Annotated in this window: 13 protein-coding genes and 1 tRNA gene; 12 read left to right on the plus strand and 2 right to left on the minus strand. The window is 41.7% G+C overall.

What is annotated here, in order from left to right; translation table 11 throughout:
• Positions 1–2: 2 nt before the first annotated feature.
• The 9 genes from recR (at position 3) to nucS (ending at position 9,961) form a co-directional block, all read left to right on the plus strand.
• On the plus strand, positions 3–611 hold the full coding sequence (gene recR, locus DOD25_RS05870; RefSeq protein ID WP_004105782.1) for a recombination mediator RecR: 609 nt from the start codon (positions 3–5) through the stop codon (positions 609–611).
• A gap of 129 nt (positions 612–740) precedes the next feature.
• Positions 741–1,505: an aspartate kinase gene (locus DOD25_RS05875; RefSeq protein WP_112928851.1), complete on the plus strand. Its 765-nt coding sequence runs from the start codon at positions 741–743 to the stop codon at positions 1,503–1,505.
• A gap of 63 nt (positions 1,506–1,568) precedes the next feature.
• Entirely contained in the window at positions 1,569–2,138 is a 570-nt protein-coding gene (locus DOD25_RS05880) for an ACT domain-containing protein (RefSeq protein ID WP_004105778.1), read from the plus strand.
• A 101-nt stretch (positions 2,139–2,239) separates the two neighbouring features.
• On the plus strand, positions 2,240–3,307 hold the full coding sequence (locus tag DOD25_RS05885) for an aspartate-semialdehyde dehydrogenase (protein WP_112928852.1): 1,068 nt from the start codon (positions 2,240–2,242) through the stop codon (positions 3,305–3,307).
• 52 nt (positions 3,308–3,359) lie between these two features.
• On the plus strand, positions 3,360–3,980 hold the full coding sequence (locus DOD25_RS05890; RefSeq protein ID WP_004105772.1) for a DUF5701 family protein: 621 nt from the start codon (positions 3,360–3,362) through the stop codon (positions 3,978–3,980).
• Positions 3,981–4,089: 109 nt separating this feature from the next.
• Positions 4,090–4,791 (plus strand): ABC transporter ATP-binding protein, encoded by a 702-nt coding sequence (locus DOD25_RS05895; protein WP_004105770.1) that lies wholly within the window; start codon positions 4,090–4,092, stop codon positions 4,789–4,791.
• Positions 4,792–4,876: 85 nt separating this feature from the next.
• The gene (locus DOD25_RS05900) at positions 4,877–7,558 is read left to right on the plus strand and encodes an ABC transporter permease (RefSeq protein WP_234025960.1); all 2,682 of its coding nucleotides are present in this window, start codon (positions 4,877–4,879) and stop codon (positions 7,556–7,558) included.
• A 225-nt stretch (positions 7,559–7,783) separates the two neighbouring features.
• Complete coding sequence (locus DOD25_RS05905; RefSeq protein ID WP_100066591.1) at positions 7,784–9,217, plus strand: amino acid permease; 1,434 nt, start codon at positions 7,784–7,786, stop codon at positions 9,215–9,217.
• Between the two features lie 36 nt (positions 9,218–9,253).
• On the plus strand, positions 9,254–9,961 hold the full coding sequence (nucS, locus tag DOD25_RS05910) for an endonuclease NucS (protein ID WP_004105764.1): 708 nt from the start codon (positions 9,254–9,256) through the stop codon (positions 9,959–9,961).
• Between the two features lie 97 nt (positions 9,962–10,058).
• On the opposite strand, the gene DOD25_RS05915 is transcribed toward nucS, so the two are convergent.
• Positions 10,059–11,045 carry an FKBP-type peptidyl-prolyl cis-trans isomerase gene (locus DOD25_RS05915; RefSeq protein WP_064340281.1) on the minus strand — a complete coding sequence of 329 codons (987 nt, stop codon included), beginning with the start codon at positions 11,043–11,045 and terminating at the stop codon, positions 10,059–10,061.
• A gap of 79 nt (positions 11,046–11,124) precedes the next feature.
• Here DOD25_RS05915 and DOD25_RS05920 point away from each other — a divergent pair, with 79 nt between their 5' ends.
• The 3 genes from DOD25_RS05920 to DOD25_RS05930 are packed head-to-tail and all read left to right on the plus strand — an operon-like array spanning position 11,125 to position 15,045.
• Positions 11,125–12,921, plus strand: coding sequence for a hypothetical protein (locus tag DOD25_RS05920; protein ID WP_101885841.1), 1,797 nt, complete (start codon positions 11,125–11,127; stop codon positions 12,919–12,921).
• Positions 12,914–13,978, plus strand: coding sequence for a hypothetical protein (locus tag DOD25_RS05925; protein WP_004574176.1), 1,065 nt, complete (start codon positions 12,914–12,916; stop codon positions 13,976–13,978). The genes DOD25_RS05920 and DOD25_RS05925 overlap by 8 nt, the downstream gene beginning before the upstream one ends.
• A gap of 41 nt (positions 13,979–14,019) precedes the next feature.
• Positions 14,020–15,045, plus strand: a complete 1,026-nt coding sequence (locus tag DOD25_RS05930; protein WP_004574175.1) for a tetratricopeptide repeat protein — start codon at positions 14,020–14,022, stop codon at positions 15,043–15,045.
• Positions 15,046–15,144: 99 nt separating this feature from the next.
• On the opposite strand, the gene DOD25_RS05935 is transcribed toward DOD25_RS05930, so the two are convergent.
• Positions 15,145–15,218 (minus strand) — tRNA-Met (locus tag DOD25_RS05935).
• Between the last annotated feature and the right edge of the window lie 38 nt (positions 15,219–15,256).

Below are 15,256 nucleotides of genomic sequence, written 5' to 3' on the forward strand. Positions count from 1 at the left end.
CAGTGCATAATTCATCGTCATATGATGGAGCAATTGGTCGCTTAATTGAAGCATTTTCAAAGCTTCCAGGGATTGGACCTAAAGGCGCTCAGCGTATTGCGTTTTACTTACTTTCTTCCTCGGATAAAGATGTTCAAGAGCTAATAGACGCAATTAATAACATGAAAGAAAGTGTGCGTTTTTGTGATGTATGCGGAAACGTATGTGAGCAGAGTCCTTGCATAGTATGCGCAGATCCTCGGCGTGATCATAGCAAAATTTGCGTAGTTGAAGAACCTAAAGACATTATGAGTATTGAGCGAACTCATGAGTATTCAGGTGTTTATCATGTTCTTGGTGGTGCAATTAACCCAATGGCAAATGTTGGGCCTGGGGACTTAGCAATTACGCAATTACTTGAACGTCTTAAAGATGCAAAAGTTCAAGAAATTATTCTTGCGCTTGATCCTGATATAGAAGGTGAAGCGACTGTTACGTATTTGGCTCGATTGCTCGATCCTCTAGGAATTAAAGTTACTCGCTTGGCAAGTGGATTGCCTGTTGGTGGAGATTTAGAGTATGCGGATGAGATCACTTTAGGTCGTGCATTTTCTGGCCGTCAATCTGTGTAATTTTGAATATTGTTTTTATGTGCACAAATTATTATCAATAAATAGGGCATAGTTGGTAGTCTGATATCGAAGCCATTATTCGGCATATCCTGTGCGTTTATCAATATTGACATGAGCAAGGGGTAAAAATTGGCGCTTATCGTACAGAAATACGGTGGTTCTTCTGTAGCGGATACGGATTCCATACAACGTGTTGCCAAACGCATTCTTTCTACAAAAGCAGAAGGCAATGATGTTGCTGTTGTAGTTTCAGCGATGGGAGATACAACTGACGATTTAATTGATCAAGCAATGAGTGTAAATACTAATCCTCCTGCTCGCGAAATGGATATGCTTATGACAGCAGGCGAACGAATTTCTATGAGTTTGCTTGCAATGGCTATTCATGCTCAAGGATCTCATGCTTATTCTTTTACTGGTTCTCAAGCTGGATTTATGACAGATACTCAGTTCGGAGCTGCGCATATTCGTGCGGTTAAGCCTGATCGTGTCAGAAGAGCTCTTAGCAAAGGCAGTGTTGCAATTGTTGCCGGGTTCCAAGGAATTAACGAAGTTGGAGATGACACGACTCTCGGTAGAGGTGGTTCGGATACTTCAGCTGTAGCTCTTGCGGTTGCTTTAGGTGCTGATATATGTGAGATTTACACGGATGTAGATGGAGTATTTACTGCAGACCCACGTATTGTGCCAACTGCAAAACGTATTCCTGTAATCGATTATGATTCGATGCTTGAAATGTCATCTTGCGGTTCGCGCGTACTTGCTTTGCGTTGTGTTGAGTACGCTCAGCGTTTTGGCATGCCTCTTCATGTTAGAAGTTCATTCTCGCATAGGAACGGAACGCTTATAGTTCCAAATAATATTAATCCGAACGATTTGCCTAATCTGAGTTAGAAAATACAAAACTAAATATTAATAGATAATGTCAAATAATCTTCGAGCTTAAAGGCGGTAACAATGGTAAACCACGATATTCTTTCGACTATGGGCGATTTATTTCCTGATTTAGGTCCGGAAACTCCTGTTATTTCTGGCGTTGCTCATGATCGCAGTGAGGCAATGATTACGGTTCGCGGTATTCCAGATATTCCTGGTATGGCTGCGAAAGTATTTACAACTCTTGCAAAAGCAAATGTAAATATTGACATGATTGCGCAAGCAAGTGCTTCTACTGGTACAGCAGATATTTCTATTACTGCTCCAGGAGCGTCAATGGAAGCAGTCCGTAAAGTTCTAGAAGAAGCGCATGATGAATTGAAATTTACTTCTATGGATGTCGTTCCAGTAGTAGGAAAAGTAGCTGTTGTTGGCGTTGGTATGAAAACACATTCAGGTCTAGCTGCTACCTTCTTCACTGCGCTAAGTGAACATGGTATAAATACTTTGATGATTTCTACTTCGGAAATTCGTATTGCTGCCATGGTTCCTGTTGAACAAATTGATGAAGCTGTTCGTGCTTTGCATACTGCTTACGGTTTGGACGCAAGCCAAGTTGAAGCAGTAGTGTACGGCGGAAGCGGGCGCTGAAGCAATTTAAATTATTAAATTAACTAAATTATTAAATTAACTAAATTGTAGAATTGTAAAAACTGTAGAAATTATACGTACTTACTTTTAGGGGAGTCTCGATGACAATTATCAACGAAAAAGGCGTGAACGTGGCAGTGCTCGGCGCAACTGGCCAAGTTGGTATGGTAATGCGTCGAGTGCTTGACGAGCGCGATTTTCCAATAAAAGATTTACGTTTTATGGCTTCCGCTCATTCTGCTGGCACAGTTTTGCAATATCGTGGCAAAGACGTAGTCGTAGAAGATGTAGAAAAAGCAGATTTGCACGGAATTGACATAGCTATTTTTTCTGCAGGCGGCGGAACTTCAAAAATTTGGGCTCCGAAATTCGCTGAAGCTGGCGCAATTGTAGTAGATAATTCTTCGCAATGGCGTATGCATAACGATGTGCCTTTGGTAGTTGCGGAAGTAAACCCTGAAGATTTAGATACTATTCCAAGAGGAATAGTAGCAAATCCAAATTGCACAACTATGGCTTGCATGCCTGTATTAAAGCCGCTTGCTGATGCTTTTGGATTAAAACGTTTAATAGTTTCGTCTTATCAAGCTGTTTCTGGCGCCGGTCGAGCAGGTGCTTTGCAACTCATGAATGAGGCTCAAGCTGCATTAAACCAAGGAGCAGATAAACTCGTTTTCGACGGTAGTGCAATAGATTTCCCTGAACCTACAAAAGTTGCTCGTACTATTGCTTTTAATGTAGTGCCTTTTATTGGTTCAATAGTTGATGACGGTTCTGAAGAAACTGACGAAGAACAAAAATTGCGCAATGAAAGCCGTAAGATTTTGCATTTGCCAAATCTTGCAGCCTCATGTACTTGTGTGCGCGTAGGTGTTTTCACTGGTCACGGCATGAGTGTAAACGCTGAGTTTGAGCATGATGTAACTCCAGACATGGCTCGCGAAGTATTAAGCAAGGCTGAAGGAGTTGAGCTTAACGATATTCCTACTCCTCAGCTAGCGGCAGGAAAGTCTGCAAGTTATGTTGGTAGAATTAGGCAAGACCAAGCGATCGATGGAAATAAGGGATTGGCACTTTTCATCACTAACGATAATTTGCGAAAAGGTGCTGCACTAAATGCTGTGCAATTGGCTGAAATTATTGCTAAAAAGCGTAATTTCCTAAACTAATTATGGTTATATTGCGCTCGCGATTATGTAAGATTTTGCGTAAACTGGAATTATGTCAATAGCATCTGAAGAAATACAGCAGCAACTCGATCGTATAGTGGCACTTGGGTATCCAGATGTGGCTGATATGAGTGCCGATGCTTTTCGTAAGTTGGCAAATCCTATATTGTGTGCGCTTGAAAATAGTAGTTTAGGTGCGAATATTTTATTGGTTCCTACGCGTGAATTAGTTTCGCCTGAATCGTTGATTTCTCGTACGAGTATTAATCGCATGGCTGGATTCACCACTATGCCTCCGCGAGATATCATAAGTTTTCTTCCCAAAGACGGGTATGAGTTTCCTAAAGGCCCGTTCTATATAGTCGTCGATCCACATACTGGCTCATCGTATTTGAATCGAGAGCCTGATGTCGCTCGTAAGCTTATTGATTCTGATGAACGTTTGCCTCTTACTCTTGAGGAAGGGCTTGCTATTGCAACACAGCATCCAGATTGGCTTGAAAGCAAGAATGGATTTAATTTGCTTGGTTCGCAAAGCGCAGATGGGCGTGTGCCAAGTATATGGATGAGTCAGTGTGCTCCGCGTTTAGGTGCTGTTTGGCCAAATTCTCGTCATACTTGGCTTGGTAATGCATATTGCATGGAAAGATGTGGAGTGTCGTCGCTGAAGTAAGTTAGCGAATTTTGCGCTCATTTAGTAAAATAGTACGAAATATAACGGTAGATAATACAAATAAAGAGAAGTTGAATTTTTATAGTTTCTCATATTGTGAAGGTGCATTGTGGCATATATAACTTTTGATCATGTAGTGAAAGAATACCCATCAGGTTCTGGTGCTGTGCGAGCTTTAGATGATGCCAGTTTTACTGCACAAAGCGGTGAGCTTACAGTAATCTTAGGTGCATCTGGCGCTGGAAAAACTACAGCATTAAATATTTTGGGCGGTATGGATACTGCGACAAGCGGTCGTGTTGTTGTTGGCGATTGCGATGTTACTAAGCTAAAAGGTCGTAATTTGGTTCGCTACCGCAGAGAAGACATTGGTTTTGTTTTTCAATTTTATAATTTAGTTCCAAATTTAACTGCTCTTGAAAACGTAGAGCTAGCTTCGCAAATTTGTGCAGATCATTTTGACCCTGCTCAAACGCTTATTGATGTTGGCTTGAAAGAAAGGCTTCATAATTTCCCAGCGCAACTTTCTGGCGGTGAGCAGCAACGCGTATCTATTGCGCGCGCTCTTGCTAAAAAACCTAAACTATTGCTATGTGACGAGCCTACTGGTGCTTTGGATTATGAAACAGGTAAGGCAGTATTGCAATTATTGCAAGATATTTGCCGAACTGAAGGCATGACAGTGCTGATTATTACTCATAATGCTGCCATTGCTCCGATGGCTCACAAAGTTGTTCGTTTCCGTTCTGGAAAAGTTGTAGACGAAACTGTGCAAGAACATCCTATGGCTATAGCCGATATTGAGTGGTGATTAGGTGGTTGTTATGCGGAAAGTAGCAGCAGTTTCAAAGCAATCTGATAATAAAAATGCCAATAATGGTGGTGAAGTTAAGCGCATGCATTCGTTGCTGCCAATAGTATTTATTAGCGCAATTAGAATGTGGGTTCGCGAATGGCGCCGCTTTTGCGTTCTTGCGGTTATTGCAATGCTTGGCGTTGCTGTTATGACTGGTATTTATGCAGGATGCAACGACATGTTTCTCGCTACTAACGATATGTATGCGAAATTGCATGCTTATGATTTGCAAATCGTATCTACTCTTGGTTTAACTAAAGACGATGTTGCAGCATTACGCGCGTTGCCAAGTGTGAGTGAAGTTGAAGCAGAGCGTTCTTGGAAAGCAACAGCGCACGCAACAGATGATGCAAAGTCTTCATACGCAATGAATTTCGTGCATTATGTAGAATCACAAAAAAATCTTAATCGCTTGCATTTGCTTAAGGGCAACATGCCTAAAAATAATAGTGAAGCTGTTGTAACTCAGCGATTTTTACACGATAGTGGATTGAGCATTGGCAATGTGATAGTAGTCAACGTGCAGCAAAATGCGGGCGTTGGAAGTCTTGGTTCTTCTAATTCAAAGTCTAAAACTTATCGTTTACGCATAACTGGTAGCGTGCTAGATAGCAACGATTTAAACAATCCTGATGGCTATCAATCTAAAGCATTTCGTAACTCTGTGACGTCTAGATACCCAATATTTACTTCTGCTGCTCCTGATAACGTGACTAGCTTGCCGTATACAGCAATATCGGTGCGTTTGAATGATGCTCAACGTGTCAATGTTTTTTCTAAAGATTATCGTGGCATCGTCGACGATGCGTCTGAACAGATTCAAGAACGCGTGCAATCTAAACGCGAAACAGCTCGACGTAATCAAATTATCGACAAACAAGTTAATTTAGAATTAAAAAATATTATTGCAAACGATCCCAGGCTTCAGCGCGCTCCAAATTTTGTTAAAGAGCAAGCAAAAAAGCAAATTTGTAAACAAATTAAGTCAGAGATTCAAAAACGTGTTCCTCAAGCTCAATGGCATATATCTACTCGCATAGCTAACGATAGTTATGCGAGTTTGCGTTCTGATGTTGCTTCAATACAGTCACTTGGATACGCTTTCCCAGCAGTATTTCTTGTTGTAGCAATGATGATGAGTTTAACTGCTATGGCTCGTATGGTTGAAGAAGAGCGAGGGCTTATTGGCACATACTTAAGTTTGGGATACGGTCGTTCTACTGCAGTAACAAGACATGCTTTCTTCGCAATATTCGCGTGTTTTGTTGGCGGCGGAATTGGCGATATTATGGGTTTTCTTGCAATCCCTTCACTTTTACTAAAAATCTTGCGTGGTTTATACGCTGTGCCAGACGTTAGGTTGAAGTATGATTGGCTGTATGGCTCTTTGTGTGTGCTAGCATTTGTGATTCCTGTTGCAATATGCACAATCGTTGTTAGTTGGCGAGAAACAAAGCAAGTTCCTGCAGCTTTGTTAAGACCAAAAGCTCCAAAAGCTGGTTCTCGCGTTCTTCTTGAAAGGTTGCCTTGGATTTGGAAGCGAATGAGTTTCTTAAATAAGGTTACCGTTCGCAATTTGGCGCGATTTAAAGGCAGATTGTGCATGACTATTGGTGGAGTTGCTGGTTGCACAGCGCTTATTGTTTGCGGTCTTGCTTTGAACGATACTGTTGCGACCTTGGGTATTCGCCAATACGAGGGAATTTATCGATACGATATGATTTCTATCTCGGCTCCAGGATCTTTCCAAAATATGAAGAAAAGCGTTGAGCAAGACAAGTCAAACAATAAAGTAGAAACTATACTTCCGGCTTATGTGGGCTCTGGAGAAATAGCTAAAAGTCAATCAAATAAGTCGAATAGTCGTCATGTTGAGGATGCGGAAAGCGTGCAGTTGATTGTTGTAAAAGACACAAAAGCTTTGTCTCATCTTGTAAATTTGCAGGATGTGAACAATAATTTGCAAACTATTAAACTTACGGATGAAGGTCCGTTGCTTTCTCAAAGCGCTGCTGCATCTCTGGACATTACTCGTGGTAGCGAAATTAATGTGACGAATACTAGTTTTAAACGTGCGAAGGTTAAAGTTAAAGCTATTGTTCGTAATCTTATCGGTTCTAATATTTACATGACTGAACGTTGCTACGAACGCTTATTTAATGGTGAAAACAGTAAGCTTCTGAAACATAATGCGTTAATTTTGCGTTTGCGCGGTAGCGATAATAATAAAATTAAATATGCTGACAAGGTTTCTGAACGTGACGGTGTGCTTGCTGTTATGAATATTACGCGTATGAAGCATGCTTTTAGTTTTGATCTTATGAATGCTGTTGTTGCTTTAATCGTAACTTTGGCTGCTGGCTTAGCTTTAGCTGTGCTTTTTACTCTTGCAAGTACTAATATTTCGGAACGTACTCGCGAAATGGCTACGCTGAAAGTTCTTGGTTTTTATCGTAGAGAAGTTCATTCCTATGTGCATAAAGAAATGCTTACTTTAACTGTTATCGGCATTGCAGTTGGATTGCCATTAGGAAGGCTTATTGCAGGATTGTTAACTAGCGCGCTTCGTATGCCGTCTTTGTATTTTGAAGTTGAAGTAGCTCCTTTAAGCTATTGCATTGCTGGCGTTGCAACACTAATTTTTGCGTTAATTGTGCAATGGGCTACCAACCCAGCTTTGGATCGCATAGATCCAGTAAGCTCACTTAAAAGTGTGGAATAGTTGCGCGAATTGTAGAATGCGTAATGAATAGTTAAGGGTTCCTATAAAATTAGAAATTCGTGGCTATTAAGGAACGGAGTTGTAATAATGAGTGAGACTGTGAATAGTGACATTAATGTAGGTTCTAAACAAACAGAATCTACAGAGACGCACAATAGCACATCTTCTCATAATCAATCTTCTAGCGTATCTGCGCAAGAAAATGCAAGTAGCAATACAAACCAAATGGAGCGTAGTCTTACCAAGCGTCATGTGCAATTTATTGCTATTGGCGGCACAATTGGAACAGGTTTGTTCCTTGGTTCTGGAAAATCAATTAGCTTAACAGGTCCGAGTATTGTATTCGTTTACATTATTGTGGGCTTGATTATGTTCCTGCTGATGCGTGGTATTGGTGAGCTAATGTACAAGGATCCAAACCAGCATACTTTTATTAGTTTTATTACGCGTTATCTTGGCAGAGGTTGGGGTAATTTTGCTGGATGGTCGTATTGGTTTGTGCTTGTACTTATTGGTATGAGCGAAATTACGGCAGTTAGTACGTATTGCGTCACATTCTTCCAAACTTTCGATATTGACGTAAGTCATTGGAAATGGCTTATAGAAGTAGTATTTTTAGCGGCTTTAGTGTGCATAAATTTGGTAGCTGTAAAGCTATTTGGGGAAACTGAGTTTTGGTTCTCAATGATTAAAATTACGCTAATTGTTGCTCTTATTGTTACAGCCGTAGTTATGGCTTTAGTTGGTTACCATTACTCTGCAGCTCCTTTGCATGGTGGCGTAATAAGTCCTGCTGGTCACGCTGGATTAGATAATATTTTCAACAATTTTTCGCTTATGCCAAACGGATGGCTTTCTTTCTTAATGAGCTTCCAAATGGTGTTTTATGCGTACCAGCTTATTGAGTTTGTTGGTGTGACTGTTTCGGAAACTAAGAATCCTCGTCAGGTTTTACCAAAGGCTATTAACGAGATTATTGTGCGCGTACTAGTTTTCTATGTTGGCGCTCTTATAGCGATTATGCTTATTGTGCCGTGGCAACAGTTTAAAGCTACGAATGCGGAAGGCGTATTTATGTCACCATTCATTATGGTGTTCCAATACGCAGGATTGCATTGGGCTTCTGCGCTTGTGTTCTTTGTGGTTATTACAGCTGCTTCTTCTGCGCTTAATTCTTTGCTGTATTCTGCTGGTCGCCACATGTATCAGATTGCGCTTGAGTCACCTTCGCCTCTTTTGGGTAAGTTGCGTAAGGTTTCACGCACGAAGGTTCCTGCTCGCGCGATTTTGTTCTCGTCTGCTTTGATTCTTCTTTCGCCAATTATTAATTCGATCCCTGGCATTCATGGTGCGTTTATTTTGTTTGCTTCGGCTTCTTCTGCAGTGATAATCATGATTTATATTTTGATTATGGTTACGCATCGTAAGTACCGTGAATCTGCTGATTTTATGCCAGACGGTTTCGTTATGCCGCATTATAAGCTTTTGAATTCTATTACTATAGCGTTCTTTGCTTTTGTGTATGTGACTTTGTTTATTAGTGACGATACACGAGCTTCTGCAATTGGTGGACTAGTGTGGCTCGTATTGTTCGGCGGATACTGCGCCTTACATCAGCATTGGCAGAATCGCGATTTAGCTGAAGCTTTGGGGAAGTAGGGTACTTCTTTACTTGATTTCTGTTATGCTTGCTGTGTGCGAATTATTGTTGCAGATTGCAGTGCAGAGTATACAGGTAGGTTAAATGCCACGCTTCCTTTAGCTAAGCGAGTGTTGCTTATTAAAGCAGATGGCAGCGTACTTATTTTTTCTGAGCTTGGTGCGTATAAACCTCTTAATTGGATGGTAGCTCCTTGTACTATGCGTGTTTTACGTAAAGAAGATAGCGGCGAATCCGATGCTGGCATTGTTGTAGATGGCTGTATTTTGCGTGTTGCTGCTGCTAAAAGCGATGATTTGCTTATGATTTCGCTTGAGCATGTTTATAGTGATAATACTTACGATTTGGGTGAGGATCCTGGCTTAGTTAAAGATGGTGTTGAGGATCATTTGCAACGTTACTTGGCTGAGCAGATTGAACGAATCGGCGATGGTGCCACGTTGGTGCGCCGTGAATATCCTACGGCTATCGGCCCAGTGGATATTATGGCTCAGGACGCGGATGGTGTACATGTCGCTATTGAGATTAAGCGGCATGGCGGTATCGACGGCGTTGAGCAACTTACGCGTTATTGTGAGTTGCTGAATAGAGATCCGTTACTTAAGCCGGTTAGAGGTATTTTTGCTGCGCAAACTATTAGTCCACAAGCCCGTGTTTTGGCTGAGGATCGTGGATTTACTTGCTTAATATTGGATTACGATGAAATGCGTGGAGTCGAGTCCAACGATCTTCGTCTGTTCTAAATATGTGTTCTAAATATGTAAAAACCCCTCGGGAAGGAGGGGTTTATTATTTATGAATCGCTAGTTAATTTTGCAACAGTTTGCAAAATTACAAATCTCACGAAGCATAAAGAATATCGACTACAAAGTACAGCGTGGCATTTGCAGGAATAGTTACGTTTCCGCGCGCGTCCTTCTTTTCTTCTTTGCCGTAGCCATCTTCTGGTGGGATTACCAAAAGAACTTGGGAACCAACTTTCTTTCCAGTTAAGCCTTTAGTCCAACCAGGGATTACTCCTCCAGCAAGTTGGAAGTCTGCAGGTATGCCACGAAGCCAAGAAGAATCAAACTGATGAAGTTTGCCGTCTTTATCGGCAGTCCAACCAGTGTAATGAGCGGAAACTGTGTCTTTTGCAGTTACTTTTTTGCCGGTTCCTTCAATCAAAGTCTGAGAAACAAGCTTTCCGTCTGGAACGTAGTTATTTTTATCTAAGGTTGGTGCTCCAGATTTATCAAGAGTTACCTTCGGCAAATTTGCGGGAATATTCGTAACAGCTTTGCCTGTTGCTCTAGTTAGAGATTTTGATCGCGAAACCATTGTAAGAACCATAATATATGAAGGATTTTTGGCTCCTCCGCTTACGCCCAAAGCAATAGTCGTATTAATTTTTTTGCCCTTAATTAAAGCGTAATATGGTCGGCTTGTAGAGTTTTTATTAATGGAAATTGAGCAATCAACTTTGCCTTCTTTCCAAGTATTCATAAGCTCTTTGCCGGTTTTGGAGTCGAACACAATGCCCTGAGAGCATACGCGATCGCCTTCTTTAATTGTTTCTCCGTTGCCTCGTTGCAAAACGGCATAAGTATTTTGCTTTACTTTTACAGGCGTTTTCAGCGTTATTTTAGGCTTTTTGCCCAGCTCTCCCGATGCGCTTACGCCTTCCAGCAACTGCATTCCAGCTTTTTGAGCGTTTTCATCAGTTAAATTGTTATTGTCAGAATTTTCTCCGCATGAAGCAAGCACTACGCACATTGCTACTGCGCTAATAGTTGCGAAAGCGCGAAGTAAAAGAGATTTTTGTCCTAATGTTTTGATTTTTTTCATAGCCTCACATTACCGCTTGACGCTGATTTTTACATCAAAACATGCAAGTAATATTAAAAGACTGTAGAATGGTATCGTTATGACAAATATAGAAGATGCTTCTGATACAGAAGGACGACCAATGCGACGACCAATGCGACGGCTCACTTTGCGCAGTAAAATCATGCGCGGCGTTGTAGCTCCATTTTTTGCTTTGCTTGCAGTATTAAGTGTTGTTCTTGGTGTTGCCAACTCAACATTTTGGAAGCCTAGTAATGTGGTTATTGCGTACGCTAAAGTATCTGGAACTCGTTATATTGTCACTGATCCTGGTGTTTTGAATCTTGTAGATAACAGGGTTCGTATTAGTGTCGCTGCTTTGCATACGCGTAAGCCTATTTGTGTTGCTGTAGGTTTAACGAAAGACGTAAGAGGCTGGGTGGCAGGTTCTCCAGTACAAAGAATTACTGGTTTGCGTGATTGGAATAATCTTTCAGTTTCTGAAGTGTCTGGTAGAACCTCTGTGCAAGCGGGTGACTCTGTGGACATTAAGGATCCTGACGTAAAATTCCAAGAATCTAATTTATGGCCTATAGTTACATGCCAGCTTGGTTTAGCGAAATTGGCAATAAATACTGCAGATTATGTTCAATCTTCTGGTTCTGCGTCATACGATCATGCTGTTGCAAACGGCACAATGTCTAAATCAGGCACTCGCTCTAGTAAGTCAAATAGCTCTGATACTGCTTCTTCTGCACTGCGTTCGCAGGCTGCTAGACGTGTTTTGCTAATTGATTTGGGGGATAATGTACCGGAAGCTTCCATAGAATTGCGGTGGCGTCGTAATCAAATTCCAGATTTTGCAACGCCTTTATATTTTGTAGGAGCACTTTTTGCAGTATTAGCTATACTTTCTGCAACTATTTTTGCAATGGCTCCGCATCGTCGTCGTAATAAGCAATTAATAGCTAGCCGTTCAGGAGCGTTGGCAGTAAAGTCTGCACAGCGTGACGAAGTCACCTTTGCTGAGGCGATTTCTGGAACCATGTCTGGTATTTTTGGTCACAAACGACACAAGAAGGATTCTGGAAGTCACGCAAGGCATGGGGGTCATGCACGTCGTCGCAAAGATTCAATGCAAAGCGGCGACTCAAATGGTATGCAAACTCGAATTGCGTCTGCTTCTACAGCGGTTGCATCTACTGATTCTTTGGCTGAAACTACTGTTATTGCACAAGATGAAATGCTTGCGTTTGCCGCGCGCTTTATGCAGCAACATGACGATAATTCTTATTTAGATGACTTAGGCAATGTTGATGATGAATTTAATGATTTGCACAATCAGGATGCTGCGGCAAACGGGGAAGATTTAGCAAATGCGGAAGATATAGGAAATGCGAAATATTCTGGAAATTCAGCAGAATCAGCAAATTCAGAAAATAAGCAATATAAGCGGAATTCTCAGAATATTAAGACTCCGCGAAATAAGAAAAAATCTTACGCAAGCGCGTCGGATGGCAATAGTCTGAACGATCATAAGGATAAGCATCAGCAGCAAAATAAGTATGCACAGCAGAATAACAAGAGGCGTAACCGTCAGAACGATAGAAACAATGCTAATAATTCTGAAAAGTTTGCAAAGAAACGTTTAGAAACGGTCAAGCCTTCAGATAGTAATAGCAAGATTTCACATGAATCTAGTAAGAAAAAGCTTAATGATCACGAAAACTATCGCAACTCAGAATCAAACAAACGTCAAAATTCGTCTAAAAATAGCAACGATAAGCAGTCTCGCATAAAACGAAATGGGTTTAGAGGAGACGGCAGTAACGGTCGCTACAGAAAAAATGGGAAAGGCTACCGCGGTAATTCTTCAAGTGAGCGAGGAAATGAATAAAATGCGTAATACTAATGTCGATATTCACCGCGTAAACAGTAAAAATAGAGGCGTATTGCGCAACAACATAGTCACATTAATAGCATGTGTTGTATCAACGGTTATGGTAACTGGATTATCTGCTTGCGATGGGCAGGTGCCGAAACCTGCTGAAGCGCGTAGTAATCAAGAGTTGCCTAATGTGACTATGCTGCAAGAAAAAGATATCCGCTTGGGGTTGCTTCGCACTCTAGAAAAGGCAAACGACGAAAAAGATGTGGATTCATTATCTCAAGCAGTTTCTGGACCTGCTCTCGATATTCGCACGAGCGAGCTTACGATTGCAAACAAAACTGGAAACTTAGATCCTAAGACCACTATTCCACGTGAAGCCGCGCAAACTATTGTGCCAACTAATTCTGGTTGGCCAAGAGATTTAATGACTATTACAACTACTACTAAAGATCAACAGTCAAAACGTTTGCTGGTTTTACGTCAACAGAGAGCGCGTTCGAATTATAAACTTTGGGCTGTTGCGCGCTTATTCCCTGGAGTGCATCTTCCTAAATTTGCTGTGCCAAGTATTGGTTCTTCAATGGGTAAATCTAACGATACTGGTTTGGTGATGACTCCAGATGAAGCGGTAGCTGCGTATGCAGACGTTTTACAAAATGGTGAAAACAGCAAGTACGCGAAGCATTTTGCTGACGATTATTTGCGTAAAAAGTTAGTTGAACTTTCTAAAGCAGTGCAAGCTGGAATGGAGCGAAATAAAGGCTCTCAAGAACAAATCTTTACACCAAATCTCAAACAAATAAGCATTATGCGTTCAAGCGATGGAAGCGATTTGGTTGTTGCGCGCATAGATTCTGTGTGGACTCGTAAAGCTGGTGAAGGGCGTGAATCTCGTCCTGCTTCTGATGAAGAAAAAGCATTATTTGGCGATGGTAAAGCAAAAGGTACTATGCGAGTAACTTACGTAAATGTTATTGCTCTAGTAGTTCCTCCAGCTAGTTCTCATATGAAGATTATTCCTGTTGGTGCTGAGCGTCAGCCTATTAAGGTAGAAGCTTTATAAATTTTGTAAGTACAATTTAGTGTGCTTGGAAAAGAGGAAAAATGGTGAGTAGTAAAGCGCAAGGCATGAATCCTGGCGGATTTTCGCTTGCTGGGGCTGTAGATTTAGAAGGCGTAAAGCGTCGCGTAGAAGCTCAAGCTAAGCAAGCTGCTAAAGCTGCATCGGGCTCTACTGGTTCTTCTGCTCCAAAAGCTGGCGGCTATGTAATCGATGTTAATGAGCAGTCTTTTCAGGCGATGGTGCAAACGTCTGTAAGTTTCCCAATTGTTATTTTGCTTTGGCAAGCTAATGACGAGGCCTATTATGATGTGGCACAGAAATTAGCGGATGCTGTTAACGCGCTTGACGGTCGTATGCAGTTAGCTCGTATCGACTCTGATGAAAGCCCAAGTATTGCTCAAGCATTGCAAGCGCAGCAGCTTCCTGCAATTTACGGTTTAATTGGCGGACGTCCTATGCCTATTGCGCAAGGTTTACCTAGCGACGAGGAATTACAGCAGATTTGTGGCACTATTTTGCCGCAATTGGTTCAGGTTGCTGAACGCTCTGGTGTTGCTGGAACTGCTCCTTTTGTGGAATCCTCGGTTGAGAAAAAGTCTGAAATGTCTAAAGACTCAGATCAAGATAGTTCCGGGAATAACTCTGTTGAGAATGTTCCGCCTGCTCATGAGCAAGCTCATTCGCTTGCTATGAAGGGTGATTATGAAGGTGCTGCACGCGAGTATGCAAAAGTAATGGAAGCAGATCCTCATGATGTGCTTGCATCGCGTGAACATGCAAAAGCTTTGTTGCTTTCGCGTAATACTAATACTGATGTTGCTGCGGTTAGAAAGGCTGCTGGCGATAATAAGGATGATTTAGATTCGCAGCTTGCAGTAGCAGATGTAGATATGATTGACGGTCATATTGATGACGCTTTTGGGCGACTGCTTGACTTCCTTGCATCTGGTCATAAGAGTGATGCGGATGCTATTCGTTCTCGTATGCTTGAGTATTTTGCCATACTTCCTGCAGATGATGAGCGTCTTGCGCGCGCTCGTCGCCGTCTTGCAATTCTTCTTTATTGATTATTGCGCGATGACGCTTTTGGGCGACTTATGTAGTATTAAACAAAAAAGCCAAGAACCACAACAATCGTGAGAAATTTGTGTGATTCTTGGCTTTAGTAGCGGGGCATGGATTTGAACCATGGACCTCTGGGTTATGAGCCCAGCGAGCTACCGAGCTGCTCCACCCCGCGTCGGCTACTTTTAGCAGCTCTATCTACGATAGGTGCAA

Source organism: Gardnerella leopoldii, from assembly GCF_003293675.1.
GTDB lineage: Bacteria > Actinomycetota > Actinomycetes > Actinomycetales > Bifidobacteriaceae > Bifidobacterium > Bifidobacterium leopoldii.